We start from the raw sequence: 17,034 nt of genomic DNA, 5'->3' as shown, positions 1-17,034 counted from the left end.
ATCTGACCCTCCAGATCTGTAAAACTGATCGAAGTCTAGGAATAGACCAACGGCTCCAGTGGTATCAAAAACTGGTGAGGTTAGCGTTTCTATTAATTGTGTACCATTTCCATTGGCATCACTATCAACAAAAGCTCCAGCTGTACCATCAAGGTCGTTAAAACCGCCTTGTTGTCCAGAGACCCAAGAGTCTCCTGTGGCTGCCCCTTCATCTGTAATGGTCCAAGAAGCAGGGATTTCTGTATCAAAATTTTCTTGCAAGTAAGTTTGCGCGCTAAGCGAAAAGCTAAATGAAAGTAAAATTAACAGTAAAGTAATCTTTCTCATTTATTTGGTTTTTAGGGTTAATTTTTGGTTATGCAAATGCTATTATATTCGCAATTTTTTTCTAGTAGCTTACAATGTATACTAATTCCTTATATAATAAAACCATAGATAGACGTAATGCATCCTTTTTCGATGAAATGAACACTTGTTAGTTCCCTAAACCATATATTCTGTATAATTTTAACATTTTACCTACTAATTTCTACTTTTCTTTTTGCTTCATTTCCATAGGCGTCCACAACAGTTATTAAATGAGTCCCTTCTGTTGGTATTATTGCCATATCGTGAATATCTTTAGTTGTTCCAATAAATTCTTTATCGAGATACCAAAAGATCATACTTTCTGGTTTTGAGTGTGCAATTTTAACAATTAGATCATTTGTTTTTCCATTGAAATCTTTAGGCAAGAAAATAGTGCTTCCTTTTTTAGGATAGATAAATTGCATGGATGCTCTATTGTTTGTATTACAATCATTCCTAAATGGCGGTAAAGGCTTGTAAAAAGGGTTTTTAGTTTTGTAGTAAAAGGCCATTAAAGGCGGCAAAACAAACCAAGGTTTGTGAGATACATTACTTAAATCTTCGCAAGAGACGTTTACTTGTTGTTCATTTTTATCTACATGAATAAGTACATGGTATGGGCATGGTTTCGTTTTTAATCCACTTACTTGCACATACTCTTTTGTAATGTCTTCACAATTTACATTAGCACGATAACCACTTTTTGTGCAAATATTTACTTCTTGCATTTCATCATACGGTTTTTCGAACCAATTACTGCTTGGTAAAATATCGAAAACATCAAACAAAATAGGTGCAGCTGTTTGTACACCTACCAAACCTGGACGTCCTTCTCCATCGGCATTACCAACCCAAACACCAACAACATAATCTTTTGTTGTGCCTATTGCCCATGCGTCTCTAAACCCAAAACTGGTTCCAGTTTTCCAAGCAACTTGCTTAGAATCGTCAAAAAACTCCCAGTTTTCATTACTTTCTGGTCGGTTTACTTCTTTTAGACTTTCGTAGGTTAAATAAATAGAGGCTGCATCAAATAGTGTTTTTTCTGTAGATTTCTTTCCGAAATCAATAGTTTTAGAAGCTAAAAAAGTGGGTTCGCAAAATTCGTTAGAAAAATACTCACTAGAGTTTTCATTAAAGTGGTTTAATGTTGAAGATAGGCTAGCATAACTTTTACATAAATCCCATAGGCTACTTTCTGCGCCTCCTAATATTAAGGATAGTCCGTAGTGGTTGGCATTATATTTTACATCTTTTAGTTTTAAGTCTTTTAAATAATGATGAAAACGGTCTAACCCAAAATCCTGAAGCATTCGTACTGCTGGTACATTTAAAGAACGAGCTAAAGCCCGTTTTGCTGGCACGGCTCCATCGTATTCTTTATTATAATTCTCTGGTGCGTAATTACCAAATTGCGATGGCACATCTGGCACCAATGCATCTGGTAATAGGTCTCCAGCATCTAGCATGGCTGCGTATAAAAATGGTTTTAAAACGCTTCCTGTACTTCTTCCTTTGTCTATAATGTCTACATCTTTTTGGTGTGCTTGTGTTGTTGGCGAGTTACCAATATAAGTTAACACTTCTCTCGTTTTTACATCTAAGACTAGTACAGATATATTGTATATCTCATTTTGCTGCAATAGGTTGTAATGGTTAAATACTACTGTATTGGCTTGTTGCTGATATTTATTATTTATAGTTGTTTTTATACGTTCTCCATAATGTGTTTTCGCAACTTTTTGCAATAAATGTGGTGCAATTTGTGGTAATGGATAGGGTTTTTGTGGTAGCGACTCTGCTATAGATAAATCGTAAGTTAAAGTATCTATAGTTTTATTTACTAATAGTTTTTTTAAAAGTCTATTTCGTTTTTCCAGTAATCGTTGTTGGTTTTTTCCTGGGTAAATTAAGCTTGGTGCGTTAGGCAATACTGCTAATGTTGCGCTTTCTGCCCACGATAAATCATTAGCATCTCTATTAAAGTAACGCCAAGATGCGGCATCTAGACCTACTACGTTACCGCCAAATGGCGCATAGCTTGAGTAATAGGCTAGTATTTCGTCTTTACTATGCCTTAACTCTAATCGTGTTGCTAAAATGATTTCTTTTAGTTTTTCTATATAAGTTCTGGACTGTCCTTTTCTGGAAAGTCTAATAACTTGTTGTGTTAATGTGCTTCCGCCTCGTTTTACTTCTCCAGAGCTTATGTTTTGCTTTAAAGCTTTAAATATAGATACTGGATTAAAACCCGGGTGTTTGTAAAAGTATTCGTCTTCAAAGTTAATAATACAGGTTTTAAATTTTTCGGGTATGCTATCGTTTTTAGGAAACCGCCATTGGCCATCTTTAGCTATTTTCGCCCCTAGTAAATCATTAGTTCTGCTTGTTATTACTGTTGCTGTTGGATCTTTAAAGAGTTCGTTTGGTAAGCAGAAATAATAGGCTATTAAAAGCACTGCAAACAGTGCTGACTTTATTTTGTTTCTTTTTATGTATGCTATTATTCTTTTCATCTCTGGCTCCTGCGAAGGCAGGAGTCTTATTAATTATACTTAAATTTTCTTTAGAAGTGGATTCCTGCCTGCGCAGGAATGACAAAACTTAATTTATTGTTTAAAATAAGCTTCGCTATTTTTTGTAAAACCTTCCGATTTTTTCATTTTGAAAAAACCACCTTCCTTTTTTAAAGGAAGGAATACCTACCTATTATTATTTTTTAGATTTACAACTTACTAAAGGTCTTTTGTAAACTCATACTCACGTTCTACTTTACAGATTCTTACATTGTACCAATTGTACCAATCTTCTCTTCCTTTTTGCTGTGCTAATACATGGTCTGTTTGTTGTTTCCATTGTTTTATTACTTCTAGGCTTTTCCAATAACTCACAGTTATACCGACTTCGCTTCTTGCCGAATCTATACTTATAAATCCTTCTTGTTGTTTGGCTAATATTTCCATTAACTCTGCCATGTCACCGTAACCGTTATCGCCTTTGGTTCTGGTAGATGTAAAAATAACGGCGTAATAGGGTTTAAAGTTTGAATTCATTTTTTAATTATTCATTGATATAGTTTATATCTGTTCTCGATACGATTTTTCATTCTTCAAAATCACTCGAACTGACGTTACCGTTACTTTTTATACTCTTTCTTATTCCAAGTGAGTACTTGCACTCCACTGGAATAGTGTATTTTATCTGGTTTGCTATTTAAAAATGTAAACCTTGGGTACTCTACAGTAATAGAAGTACAAACAATATTCTGCATTGGCCACTCTATATGGTGTACGTCGTATTCTATTATTTTGTTTTTGTAGTCCTGAAATACGGCATAACGCTCGGTTAACCACATATCGATTTCATCTTTTACTACTGGTGTATTATCTAATGTATATTCTACTGAAAAAGCTTCATTTAAATCTGTGTTTTTAGAGTGATAGCTTGTTTCATTTCTATTCATTTTAGAATAACGGTATGGAAATTTAGAGACTTGCTTTATTAGTGTGCAAGACCATTTATTATTGGCCTCCATACTTAAAAAGTATACACTTGGCTTTCCTTTACAGACTACATAGGTTCTAATATTTATTTCTTGAAAGTCTGATATATATGGTGGCTTGGGTAAGTGTCTTAGTTTTACGTTATTCATATCGAAAGCCACAATACTTACCCATGCTTTACCATTAATTATATCTACTGTTAATTCTTTTGGTAATAATGCTTGTATAACCTCAGCATCTACTTCCCAATGTAAAAAAACAGCTTTATTCCATTCTTGATAGATTGTCCATGGGTTTGCTGGATAGTCGAATGGTCTATGACTGGTTTGTTTTAGGATTTGTTTTGCCTTCAATTTTTATTTCATTTTAATAAAACTCCCGCTTTCGCGGGAATTTGTTACTTACTTTTCAACTTCAACCCATTGTCCTTTTGTGCGTACTAAAAACTCATTATCGTACATGGCTTCTGCTTGTACTCCCGGTAAATAATAGGTTCCTAGATACGAAGCATTTAACATGACATTAAAGGTTTTAGAGCTGTTTGTTTTTCCTCTTTTGTTTAAATCTAGATAGAAATTAACACGATCATCTCTTATATCTGTATAACGTGCCTGACTTGTTGTTGTGCTTCCAAAGGCTGTAAATCGTGTGTTTACAATTTCCCAACCCGATGGGAATATTTGTGTTAAGGCAATATCGTTTACACGTTCGTTTTTAAGATTACTTACATTAACAGTGGCTACAAAATCTTGCCCTTGTTGTAGTTTGCTAATATCTATAGTGTTTCCTTTTAAATCTTTGTAAGCGACACTAACACTTAACCCTCGTTGTTCTGCTAATTCTTGTCCCAATGGTAATTTCCCTGAGTTTAATACGCGTACATAGACTACGTTAGCTTGATTGTTTTTAAAGCTTAAAGTGTTATTTCCATCTTTTAATTTTAGCTCACGTTGTGCAATGGCACTCTTGGTGTTTATAGTTTCTGTTTTACCATTAATAGTGTAATCTAACTGTACCGATTTTCCGCCGTTAACTTCTACCATTTTTGCTATTGCTAATAAACTGTAAGCTGTTGTTTGTGTACTCATCCAACGGTTACTAGACAGGTCTTTTGCTAGTGTTTTTGCTAAATCTTGTGTTCGTTTATCTTTTGTTATTACCATCGTCTCTAATGCCATTGCTCGGTTTCTATCTACAGAGCCATAGGTGTAATAGTTATAGCGTGGTGGTTGAAACTCGATATTTGCCGTTTTAGAAATTTGGTTACTGGCCTCACTTTGTCCTGCTAGTGCATAGGCTGCTGCTAATCTCCACTTGGCTTCGTTAGAGATTTCACTAAATTCGCGTAATCTGTTCATAGAGGCTAAGTCTGGGCTTCCTGCTAAGGCTAATGTATATAGTCTATAAGCTTGGGCTAAATCGCTATTGTAGGTTCTGTAACTTGGTCTCCAGTTTCTAGCGGTTTCTTTTTGGTAACGAATCCAATTAGTCTTAAAGGTTAATGGTAAAACGTAACCTTTTTTCTCTGCTTCTATTAAAAAGTGCCCAGAGTAGCTTGTTCCCCAATCGTTAGCATTGCCTTCTCCTATCCAATAGCTCATGCCTCCGTTTGGTCTTTGGAAATTTCCTAAGCGTTTTATTCCGTTTTTAATATTAGATTGTATTTCTTGTTTTTTATCGAATGTTAAATCGAAAATATCATTTAAATACAGTTGAGGGAATACGCTAGAGGTCGTTTGCTCTACACAACCATGTGGATATTGTATTAAGTATTGTAAGCGTCTAGAAAAATCCATTGGTGGCATTGTAGAAAACTCTAATGTTGCTGCATTTGTTCCTGCTACTCCAAAGGTTTTAAAATCTAAATTAGTCGTTGCATTTGCTTCTAATGTTTTATCTAATACTCTTGATGTTATTGGGTTTGGATTAACGACATCTAATTCTACTTTGTATGTTGATTTTTCGCCATTTCCTGTTGCAATAACCTCAACAGTATTTATACCGTTTGCTTTACTAACATCTAGTTCAAAATAGGCCATTTGTTCATCTGGTCTTTTAAATGTTAGTGCTTTTGTTTGGTCGCCTACTACTGTAATACCATCACTAAGTTTTAATTTTAAGTTTACACTTTTTACTTTATTTTCCATAGCAAATACGGTAACTGGCAGGGTTACTTTTTCACCAGGACTTAGTTTACGTGGTAAGGTTGCTAATACCATTAATGGTTTTTTAACTTCTACAGATTTATCTACACTACCATAGGCTTCTGTAGTGTTATTTCCTGCAACTACCATGGTACGTACTGCGCCTACATAGTTTGGCATTTTAATAGTATGTGTTTTTCTGTCTCCTGCCTTTAATACAAACGGTCCTAAATAGGTTACTACGGGTTTAAAGCGATTTGCTTTTTTGTTTTTACCGCCTGCTGCGCTTCCATCTCCTCCAATTGCAAATATTTGGTCTACACTACCGCTATAGGCTCCTATAACATCATCGAACACATCCCATGTTTTTACTCCTAATGCTTCTCTTGCATAAAATTCAGACCATGCATTTGGTGTTTTAAAACGTGTTAAGTCTAATAAACCTTCTTCTACCATAGCAATGGTATAGGTCATAGCTTTGTTATTTTTTTCTGAAACAATTACCGAAAATTCTTGCTCTGGACGTAATACACTTGGCATTTTAATTTCAGGCTTCAATTTTGTTTCTGGGTTTTCTACTAGTATTGGAATAACTCCGTATAGTCGTAATGGTAAATCGTTAGCGGTACTTGCATGTGGTTGTAATAATGAAATGTTTACAAATACATTAGGTGCCATCGCGTCTGTTATTGGGACATCTACAATGGTTTCTCCTTGTTTAGTTTTCACCCATTTGTGTTCTATAACTTCGGTTCCATTTTCTATACTTACTAAAGCGCGTCCTTCTGTTCCAGATGGGAATGTAATTTTGGCTGTTTCGCCTACATTGTAGTTTTCTTTATCTGCAGAGAATACTAGCATCTTTGCAGCATCCTTACTTCCTGTTGGTTGTCTTTTCCACCAATTTCTGTAAAAATATGCTGTGCGCCCTGTTGCGTGTCCGCTTTTTGGATCGTAAACACGAATTAAATAACGTCCACCTTCGTGTTCTGGCACATTTATATTAAAGCTTGCTTTTCCTTTAGCATCTGTATTTACTGTAGTATTCATAAATGGTTTATGGTACGAGCTTTTAGCGTATTTAGATAGATTATCGTACGAAGAGTTCCACCACCAGCGCCATTCTATTTTATACACTTTTACTTCTAATCCGTTTCGTTTTATTGGTTTTCCTTGGTCGTCTACTACTACTAAATCGAAATTCTGGTTTTCGTCTGTATAAAATGACCCGTATGCTCTACCTTTTGGTGATTTTAATCCTACAAAGGACTTATACGGTGCGTATTTTTTTGAAAAGGCATCCATAGAGAAGTCTCCACCATTTTCAAATGCTCGTACTAAAAACTGAACGTTTAACATTCCTGGCGCATTTTTACCTACATTTAATTTATTGGTAATGGTTGCTAAGCCTTCTTCGTTCACTTTGTTTTCAAAAATGGTTAGTTCTTCTCCAGAAAATTCTCTAGATGGGTCTCTAAACACATAGTCTTTATAGTTTTTAAATGGCGAGTAAGCATTACTAAACTTCGCTTTTATTTCTGTTTTTAAGTTTTTTGCTGGTGCGCCATGCAGCCATTTTACTTCTAGATTTCCGTTTAACGGATTTGTTCCTGTAAGTACCTCATCTTTAAAATCGACTTTAATTTTTAAACGGTTTGGTTTTACGGTTTCTATTTTTAAACCTTTATAAAATTTAGCTCCACCCACACTTACTTTAGCATTCCAATTTCCTGTTTTATCTTCTGTTCCCGTTGGCACTGTAAACTTGTAGAACTGGTTAATGTTTGACGTTGTTACTTTTTTGTATGCTAGTTTACCGTTAGGGTCTGTTATTTCCATTTTTACAGGATGCCCATTGGGTAATTTATTAGCAACATCGTTTAGCATAAAGGTTAAATGCAAGGTGTCTCCTGGTCGCCAAACTCCTCGTTCTCCATATATGTAACCTTTAAGCCCTCGCTGTAAACGGTTTCCTGATACATCAAACTTACTTAATGATAGTGAGTTTCCATCTTTTAACTTTATATAGGTTTTATTATTTCCTTTTGAGACTATAGCAAATGCTGCTCGCTTATCTGCTTTTATTGTTGCTAAGCCTTCTGTATCTGTTTTAGTTGTTGCTATTTCTTGTTGTTGATAGTTATATAAGGCTACTGTAGCATTGGCTTCTACACTAGTGTTTAAAATATTAGTTACTGCAAAGTAATAATTGTTATTGGCTCCTTTTTTAGCGATAACGCCTATGTTTGATGCTAATAGGTTTTGAGAGATTTTATTATTCACTCTATAATACGATGGTTTACATGGGTTTTTACGCTCTCTCCAATTGTAATTATTATTACGATAGCTATAGGTTAAGTTATCCCAGTATTTTTCTTCGCGTAAATCGTCTTCTTCTGCAGTGGTTTCTCCATAATCTTCTCCATAATACTCTTCTTCGTAGTACTCGTCTTCATAATAGTCATCATTATTTTCAGAGTTTGTAATGTTTTGGTTGCCTTCGCAATTGTATAGAGAATACTCTTGTTTAAAGTCTACTTCTATTCTGTAAATTGCTCCAGGGTCTGCATTAAAAAATTTAGACAAGTCGACACTATAGGTTTTCCACTTTCCAGTGTTTTCTATAGCACTTTCCATAAGTTCAATTTTTTCTTTTGCTATACGGCGCCCTACATAACGAATGCTATTATCATAGCCTCCTGCTAATTCATTATCTTGAAGAAATTGTAATACATTATCTTCAAAAATCTTAATGACTTTTATATCTACTGCTTTTAAGTTAACTGCTTCAAAATTAAATTTCAATTCTTCAGAATTTGGCAAAATCACACCGTTATTTACTAAACGTACTTGTGGTTTTATTTGTTCGAAAGAAATGGTTTCAGAAAATGGGCTCTTCAATTTATAACCCTCTGTATTTTTTATTCCTTGAAATACGTCTATACGAACGGTTCCTATTATTTTAGAGTCTGGATAGGCTTTTAATACATTCCCGTCTACAATATATTTTGGGTTTTTGGTATTTTGAATGGTTACTAAACCATCAAAGTTTTGTTGTTTTTTTATAGGGTCAGAAAAATTAATAGACAGGTATTGTTCTGGGCTTTGTACCACTTCCATTTTAGTGATGGTAAAGTTATTTTTCCCTGGAATAAGGACTTTACTTTCTCCAGAATTATCCGCACTTATTGCTTTTCCATTCCATTTTACTAATATCTCGCTATCTTCAACTAATCGGTTTATGCTATCTATTTTAAAGGCAAAATATTTTGATGGTACACTTTCTTCGTCCCATTCAATTTTTAAGTTCTTTCCTTTCTGTGAAGCGCTTACTAATTTTTTAGCATCTTCTATTGTTATATTATCTGCTGCTTTTAATGTTCCTAATAAGTATTGCCACTCTTTACTATACGATTGTAAATCGTTAGTAGTAATATTAAAATTAGGTGTAATGGTTTTAAATTGAAAGGTGTAGTTTTTAAATTCACTAGGAATATTTTTATAGATCTTTCCTAGTTTTACTGTAACCGAATATTCGGTGTCTGGGTCTAATGGTTCGTCTGGATTAAATGCTAAAAAATGCTTGTTTTTAGAGACTAATTGTCCAGAAACATGTGGTGTTATACTAACCAACTCTTCGGTAATGTCTTTATCTATACCCCATCCTTCTACATCTTTAGTTAAGTTTATCGCTATAGGGTTACTAACAGAAACTCTACCCGAAGTTGTGTAACTTATATAGTCTCTAAACTTAAAGACATTATCGGTTTCGGTTTCTTTCTTTTTACAAGACATTGCTAATACCAAGCAGAGTAAAAGCGTTAAGAGTGATTTTGATTGCATAATTTTAAAGTTTTTATAAAACTACATAAAGCCTTTTGTATACCTATATAAACTTTACTATTCGTTGATTAGTTTATAGGATTCGTTAGCTAGTGTTTAGGATTCGTTTTTTACTATTCTTTAGTATAAATCTCTATAGTTAATTCGCCTTTAGCATTCATTTTTGCTCGATACATACCGGCAGTATTAAAATCCATAACCATATTTCCGTTTTTATCTACAGCAATGACACCTCCTGTGCCTCCCATTTTGGTTAATTTATTATGGATTACTTCTTTTGTTGCTGCTTCAAGAGACAGCTCTTTGTATTCCATTAATGCCGAAATATCATGTGCTACTGTTGCTCTAATAAAATACTCTCCCCATCCTGTTCCAGATACTGCGCATGTGGCATTATTTGCATAGGTTCCTGCTCCAATAATTGGTGTATCTCCAACGCGTCCAAAGCGTTTATTGGTCATCCCTCCTGTAGAGGTTCCTGCTGCCAAGTTTCCGTTTTTATCTAGTGCAACACAGCCTACTGTGCCTAGTTTATAATCTTTAATATCTGCATCGTAATAACCTGCTGTTTTTTTATCTTTTTGGTCGTCGTGATCTTGCTCTATTATCGCTTTCTTTTTAGCACGTTGTAGGGATTTAAATCTGTTTTCTGTATAAAAGTAGTCTGGTGATACAATCTCTAAGCCTTGTTCTTTGGCATATAAATCGGCTCCTGTGCCCGCCATCATTACATGCGGAGATTTATCCATTATTTTACGTGCTAAATTTATTGGGTTTTTTACGGTTGTTGTTCCTGCAGAGGCACCAGAGTTTAATGTTTTTCCGTCCATTATTGAAGCATCTAATTCATTCGTTTCTGAGTTTGTAAAAACAGCACCTTTTCCTGCATTAAACAATGGGGAGTCTTCTAATACGTTAATTGTTTTTTCTACAGCATCTAGACTACTGCCTCCATTTTTTAAAATTGTATAGCCTATTTTTATGGCTTCTTCTAATTTAGCCTTGTATTTAGCTTCTTTTTCAGAAGTCATGTTTTGTTTTAAAATGGTTCCTGCTCCACCATGAATAACAATTGCAAAATCGTTAATCTTGGTATTTTTAGCTTCTACTTGTTTTGTTTTTTTAGGGTTATCATCTGGATTAGGCACTAATTCGCCGCAATTAAAAAGTAATGCCAAAAGCATACTTAAAAAAAGTAATTTTTTCATAAATAGATGGTTTTTATAAGACGCTTTAAAGTTACTATTTTTAAAAGCGTTATGTCCTAAAAAAGGACTTTTATTAGTATATTCGCATCAAAATTTAATAATTCGTAAAATTCAAGTAATTATGGCAGCAGTTTCAGCTGATTTCGGAATAAAAGAAGCGCTTATAGAATTAGGTGTTAAAGATATAAATGAAGGAACTTCTACAGGTTCTAACAATTTTTCAAATGGTGAGATTATAGAATCTTATTCTCCTGTTGATGGTCAATTAATTGGAAAAGTAAAAGCAACGACTCAGGCAGATTACGATAAAGTAATGGCTACTGCAACGTCTGCTTTTAAAGATTGGAGAAAAATGCCTGCTCCACAAAGAGGAGAAGTCGTTCGCCAATTTGGAGAAAAATTAAGAGAGAAAAAAGAAGCTCTAGGTAAGTTAGTCTCTTACGAGATGGGAAAATCTTACCAAGAAGGTTTAGGTGAGGTTCAAGAAATGATAGATATCTGTGATTTTGCAGTTGGTTTATCTCGCCAGTTACATGGTTTAACAATGCACTCTGAGCGTCCTGGGCACAGAATGTACGAGCAATACCACCCACTAGGTGTTGTAGGTATTATTTCTGCATTTAATTTCCCTGTTGCTGTTTGGGCATGGAATACTGCTTTAGCATGGATTTGTGGAGATGTGTGTGTATGGAAACCAAGTGAAAAAACACCTATTTGTGGTGTAGCTTGCCAAAATATTGCTGCAGAAGTTTTTGCTGCTAATGGCTTACCAGAAGGAATTTGCAACTTAATAAATGGTGATTACAAAGTTGGAGAAATGATGACTAAAGATACACGTGTGCCTTTAGTATCTGCAACGGGCTCTACTAGAATGGGTAAAATTGTTGCTAAAGAAGTTGCTGGACGTTTAGGAAAATCATTATTAGAGTTAGGCGGAAACAATGCTATTATTGTTACTCCTGATGCCGATGTTAAAATGACAGTTATTGGTGCTGTATTTGGTGCTGTTGGTACTGCTGGACAACGTTGTACATCTACACGTCGTTTAATTATACACGAAAGCATGTACGATAAAGTAAAAGATGCTGTAGTTGCCGCTTACGGACAATTGCGTATTGGTAACCCATTAGATGAAAACAATCATGTTGGACCACTTATTGATACAGATGCCGTTAAAATGTATGAAGCTGCTTTAGAAAAAGTTGTTGCAGAAGGTGGAAATATTGTAGTTGAAGGAGGTGTGCTTTCTGGAGAAGGATACGAGTCTGGATGTTATGTAAAACCTGCAATTGCTGAGGCTAAAAATGAATTCGAAATTGTACAGCACGAAACATTTGCGCCTGTATTATACTTATTAAAATACTCTGGTGGTGTTGAAAATGCTTTAGAGATACAAAATGGTGTTGCACAAGGATTATCTTCTGCAATTATGACGAATAACTTACGTGAAGCTGAAGCATTTTTATCTGTTGCTGGTTCAGATTGTGGAATTGCAAACGTAAATATTGGTACTTCTGGTGCTGAGATTGGTGGTGCTTTTGGTGGTGAAAAAGAAACTGGTGGTGGACGCGAGTCTGGATCAGATGCATGGAAAGTTTACATGAGACGCCAAACTAACACTATTAACTATACTACAGATTTACCTTTAGCTCAAGGGATTAAATTCGATTTATAGTAGTTAACTACTTTATAATATTAAAACAGCCTTAGGAAGTGATTTCTAAGGCTGTTTTAATTTTTAAATGTTACAGATTTATTAAAAAAACATTTGATTTATTTTTTTAGTTAGGATTCCTTACTATATTTGCAAAGCAATAGTGCAATAAATCATAAAAAATAATTAAAATGAGTAAATCAATTTTTTATCACGCAGGATGTTCTGTATGTGTAAGTGCAGAACACGATGTTATTAACCTAGTAGGTGCAAATAATGTAGAAATAGTTAATATCGGTGAAGACAGAACAAGAATAGCTGAGGCTGAAAATGCAGGAGTACAATCGGTTCCTGCTTTAGTAACACCAAATGGAAATACTTTACATATTAACTTCGGTGCTTCTATGGCAGATGTAAAGGGCTAATTTTTAAATTAAATAGTTAGGATTCCTAATTTAAATATATTATGAATCCTAACTTATAAAACACAACTAAAATGAAAACAATTTTAACACTTTTTACAGTACTACTTATTGGTTCTACATTTTCTTGTGCTCAAGAAGATAATACATACAAAAATGAAGACTTTGCTATTAATAACGTTGCTGTAACCTATCATTCCGATTTAGATATAACTGTATGGGAAATAACAGTAAAAGGTACAGCAGGAAAAACAACACCAATTAAAGCAGGACAACTAGATGGTGCTCCTGTGCTGGGATATGTATTCCCAACTAATTTAAAACCGACTGATGTTGGTTTTAATAAAACGGATGGTATTGTAGCACTTGCTTTAACCTCACATCCAGATTTTGATGACACACCACTTTGGGATGAAAACAATGATAAAATTTTTAATAATGATGGTATCATTTGGCATCCACATTGGGTTATTCTACACGAAGACAAAAGAGTTCCTGGAGGACTTGCTGTAAAGCAATTTAAAAAAGCTGACGATACAGTAGTACTACCTCCTACAAATCCGGGAATGCCAATGTACATGGATTCTCCTGGCTACCCAGTAATAACAAAAAATCACGTAATAAAAGTAGTTGTACCAAATTATAGAATGAATAATCAAACTGATTTTAATTATGATGGTGTAACCGCATTTATGAAAGTAAACACAAGTAAAGATGATTTGCCAATGCTAGGCGTTTATAACGTTTTTAGCGTAGCAAGCGGTGATTTATCATTACCATATAAAGTAAAAACACAATAAAATGAAAATATCAGTTTGGGACACTTATGTAAAAAAGAGGATGGTAACACAATGCACTTTGATATTCTAGTGCCTAACCATGTTACAGATGAGCAAACCATTTTTAATTTTGGTATGCATTATCTAAAAACTAAATCTTTTAAAACGAATTTATTAACGGCTAACGAGTGTCGTTTATGCCACATAGAACAAGCTACAGAAGACATGATAACTTCTATTAATACAAATGGTTATGCTATTATAGAAATGGAAAATTGCAATTAATTTAATTAGGATTACTAACTTTGCCTGTCGAACAAATCTTTTTCGGCAGGTTTTTTTATTATGAGCAACAGTATTTTCAACCCCAATTACCAACAAAAAGACATCTCAAGTAAAATAGTTTCTGGTCTTGAGAGAATTTCTGAAGTGTTTAAAGTTCTACTATGGGAAAAAGCTAAATTAGTTGGGTTAAGCCCTATTCAAATTCAAATACTATTATTTATTGCTTATCATAAGACAGAATTATGTAATGTTAGCCATCTAGCAAAAGAATTTAATGTTACTAAACCTACTATTAGTGATGCTATTAAGGTTTTAGATAAGAAACAACTAATTATAAAAGATTACTCTTCTACAGATAGTCGTAGATACCATATTCTTCTATCTCAGTTAGGAAAAGATATTGTTTCCCAAACTAATGATTTTGCAAATCCTTTAAAATCTTTAATTAGTAATTTTAATCAAACCGATTTAAATAGTGTTTATAAAACATTAAGTGAATTAATATATAAGTTAAATAGTACAGGAATTCTAAGTGTACAGCGTACTTGTTATGGTTGTAAATACTATACGAAAAACAAGGGTTTAGATTTTTGTAATTTACTTGAAAAAGCACTACACAACAACGAAATTAGATTAGATTGTCCTGAATATGAAGAAAAATAAGCTTTTTTATGTTTAGTATAAAAAAAGTTTACTGCTAAATCTTGTATTTGTCATCTCTATTACTATTGTAAAATTATGTACATTAGGCTAGTCTTACACATCAAGTACTAATGAATGCTATAAAACATAAAAGCTTAAAAACACTGTCTTTGCTTCTTCTATTTATTATTGTAATGGCATGTAATGGGCAAGAGGCAAAACAACAACAAAGTGAGAAAACCTCAATTAGTAAAACAACGGTAAAAGAAACTCAAATTACCTACGGAACGCCTTTACTTGATGCAAACACAGTTCCTATTGGTGACATTGTAGTTCGTAGAGTGTTTCAAGACTCCAATGGTCATTTATGGTTTGGCACTAATGGTAATGGTGTTATTAGATATAATGGTAATACATTAGAGTATTTTTCTATTAATGAAGGGTTTGGTGGTATCGCTGTAAGAGGTATTGCAGAGGGTAAAACTGGTAATTTATGGTTTGCAACCTCTGGCGGCTTAACAAAATACAATGGAAAATCATTTACTAATTATACTAAAAAAGATGGATTAGCAGATAATAATACCTGGTGTTTAACTATAGATAAAAGTGGTATTATTTGGGTAGGCACACTTCAGGGTGTTAGCAAGTTTGATGGCACTACTTTTACAGCTTTTAAACTTCCAGAAGGTAAACCAGATCCAACTAGAGGGGTTACTAGTGCCAAAATAGTGCATAGTATTATAGAAGATAGCAAAGGTCATCTATGGTTTGCAACCAATGGTGGCGCTTATATTTACAATGGAAAAGGGTTGACTAATCTTTCGGAAAAAGAGGGCTTATGCGATAATAATGTAAATGCTATTCTAGAAGATAAAAGCGGGGTATTTTGGTTTGCAACGTCTCATAAAGGTATTTGCTATTGGGATGGTAAAACCTTTACTAATGTTACAGAAAAAGAGGGTGTTATTGGTACCGAAGGCTGGAGTTTATATGAAGATAGTAAGGGTAATATCTGGTTTCCAATTGAACATTCGGGTGTTTATCGCTACGATGGCAAAACGTTTACTAATTTCCATAATAAAGATGGGTTAGCTTCTGGTGCTATACAAACCATTTATGAAGATAATGAGGGCATTTTTTGGTTAGGTGGCTGGATGTCTCTTTATCGGTATGATGGGACAGGTTTTTTAAAGGTTACCAAATAAATTATTGCTTCATTTTTTAAATACATTTTAAATGGCTATGAATATTCATATAGAAACTGATCGACTTATTTTAAGAGATTTAGAACTCACAGATGCACAAGGTATTTTTGAATTAGACTCAGATTCTGAAGTTCATGAGTATCTAGGAAATCACCCTATTAAAACACTTGAAGAAGCAGAAGGCATTATCCGTTTTATTAGAAATCAATATATAACTAACGGTATTGGTCGCTGGGCTATTATTGATAAAAAAACAAAAGAGTTTATTGGTTGGTCTGGATTAAAATATGAAGAAGCGTTACGAGATAACTTTAGTTATTACGATTTAGGTTATAGGCTTATTAAAAAGTATTGGGGACGAGGTATTGCTACAGAAACCGCTATTGCTTCCCTAAAGCATGGGTTTAACACTCTTAATTTAAATGAAATTTGTGCTGCTGCAGATGTAAATAATATGGGCTCTAATAAAATATTACAAAAGATAGGTATGCAGTTTAAGGAAACCTTTAATTATGATAACGCTTTACATAATTGGTACTCCATTACAAAAAATGAATGGTTACATCAGTAAGCTCTTGTGTAAAATATATTCTATAGAATATAATTGTTGAAAAAATCAATTTTAACAGTATTACACTGTAACATTATTAAAAATCGTCCTACATATAGTTATATATATTTAAACTATGGGCTCTGGTGCTGGACATATAATGGATATGAATAATCGGTTAAAACAAAACCGAGCATTACGTACTAGTAATAAGGCTAAGTTTAGAGAAAACAACCGCAATACTATATACTCTAAAAATAATACTAAAAGTAAAAAATTAAGCTTTAAAACCATTTCACAAGAAAAATTAAACGTTATTAAACAACAAATCTGTATTCGTGCTAAAAAACAAAATAGAAGCGAACGTATTATAGGTTTCGTTTGCATTCTTATTGTATTCTTAATACTTCAATGGGTCATTTTTTAATAAATAAAAAAGCCCCGGTTTAAA

The 17,034-nt window shown here is 33.8% G+C and carries 14 protein-coding genes; 8 read left to right on the top strand and 6 right to left on the bottom strand.

Annotated features, from left to right (window positions below; genetic code table 11):
- The 6 genes from ACVC08_RS17895 to ACVC08_RS17870 all read right to left on the bottom strand — a co-directional run.
- Nucleotides 1-327, bottom strand: a 327-nt coding sequence (locus ACVC08_RS17895; RefSeq protein WP_452603076.1) for a hypothetical protein, incomplete at its 3' end; no start/stop codon positions are given.
- A gap of 188 nt (nucleotides 328-515) precedes the next feature.
- Entirely contained in the window at nucleotides 516-2,864 is a 2,349-nt protein-coding gene (pbpC, locus tag ACVC08_RS17890) for a penicillin-binding protein 1C (RefSeq protein ID WP_452603075.1), read from the bottom strand.
- A gap of 219 nt (nucleotides 2,865-3,083) precedes the next feature.
- Nucleotides 3,084-3,401 carry an antibiotic biosynthesis monooxygenase family protein gene (locus ACVC08_RS17885; RefSeq protein ID WP_452603074.1) on the bottom strand — a complete coding sequence of 106 codons (318 nt, stop codon included), beginning with the start codon at nucleotides 3,399-3,401 and terminating at the stop codon, nucleotides 3,084-3,086.
- Between the two features lie 83 nt (nucleotides 3,402-3,484).
- A complete protein-coding gene (locus ACVC08_RS17880) occupies nucleotides 3,485-4,204 on the bottom strand; it encodes a YqjF family protein (RefSeq protein ID WP_452603073.1) in 720 nt (239 codons plus the stop codon).
- A 48-nt stretch (nucleotides 4,205-4,252) separates the two neighbouring features.
- Entirely contained in the window at nucleotides 4,253-9,838 is a 5,586-nt protein-coding gene (locus ACVC08_RS17875) for an alpha-2-macroglobulin family protein (protein ID WP_452603072.1), read from the bottom strand.
- 113 nt (nucleotides 9,839-9,951) lie between these two features.
- The gene (locus ACVC08_RS17870) at nucleotides 9,952-11,046 is read right to left on the bottom strand and encodes an isoaspartyl peptidase/L-asparaginase family protein (protein WP_452603071.1); all 1,095 of its coding nucleotides are present in this window, start codon (nucleotides 11,044-11,046) and stop codon (nucleotides 9,952-9,954) included.
- 121 nt (nucleotides 11,047-11,167) lie between these two features.
- Here ACVC08_RS17870 and amaB point away from each other — a divergent pair, with 121 nt between their 5' ends.
- From amaB to ACVC08_RS17830, 8 genes are all read left to right on the top strand, one after another.
- Nucleotides 11,168-12,721 carry an L-piperidine-6-carboxylate dehydrogenase gene (gene amaB, locus ACVC08_RS17865; protein ID WP_452598310.1) on the top strand — a complete coding sequence of 518 codons (1,554 nt, stop codon included), beginning with the start codon at nucleotides 11,168-11,170 and terminating at the stop codon, nucleotides 12,719-12,721.
- 170 nt (nucleotides 12,722-12,891) lie between these two features.
- Nucleotides 12,892-13,125 carry a thioredoxin family protein gene (locus ACVC08_RS17860; RefSeq protein WP_452598309.1) on the top strand — a complete coding sequence of 78 codons (234 nt, stop codon included), beginning with the start codon at nucleotides 12,892-12,894 and terminating at the stop codon, nucleotides 13,123-13,125.
- A 71-nt stretch (nucleotides 13,126-13,196) separates the two neighbouring features.
- Nucleotides 13,197-13,922, top strand: a complete 726-nt coding sequence (locus ACVC08_RS17855) for a hypothetical protein (protein ID WP_452603070.1) — start codon at nucleotides 13,197-13,199, stop codon at nucleotides 13,920-13,922.
- A gap of 15 nt (nucleotides 13,923-13,937) precedes the next feature.
- Nucleotides 13,938-14,186, top strand: coding sequence for a DUF2024 family protein (locus ACVC08_RS17850; protein WP_452603069.1), 249 nt, complete (start codon nucleotides 13,938-13,940; stop codon nucleotides 14,184-14,186).
- 60 nt (nucleotides 14,187-14,246) lie between these two features.
- Nucleotides 14,247-14,849 (top strand): MarR family winged helix-turn-helix transcriptional regulator, encoded by a 603-nt coding sequence (locus tag ACVC08_RS17845; RefSeq protein WP_452603068.1) that lies wholly within the window; start codon nucleotides 14,247-14,249, stop codon nucleotides 14,847-14,849.
- 110 nt (nucleotides 14,850-14,959) lie between these two features.
- Nucleotides 14,960-16,033: a ligand-binding sensor domain-containing protein gene (locus tag ACVC08_RS17840; protein ID WP_452603067.1), complete on the top strand. Its 1,074-nt coding sequence runs from the start codon at nucleotides 14,960-14,962 to the stop codon at nucleotides 16,031-16,033.
- A 37-nt stretch (nucleotides 16,034-16,070) separates the two neighbouring features.
- Nucleotides 16,071-16,604, top strand: a complete 534-nt coding sequence (locus ACVC08_RS17835; RefSeq protein WP_452603066.1) for a GNAT family N-acetyltransferase — start codon at nucleotides 16,071-16,073, stop codon at nucleotides 16,602-16,604.
- Between the two features lie 115 nt (nucleotides 16,605-16,719).
- A complete protein-coding gene (locus ACVC08_RS17830) occupies nucleotides 16,720-17,010 on the top strand; it encodes a hypothetical protein (protein WP_452598302.1) in 291 nt (96 codons plus the stop codon).
- The last annotated feature ends 24 nt before the right edge of the window (nucleotides 17,011-17,034 follow it).

The sequence above is a fragment of the Pontimicrobium sp. MEBiC06410 genome, from assembly GCF_053601615.1.
Note: the sequence above shows the minus strand (reverse complement) of the source record. Positions and strands in the feature narration are given on the sequence as shown.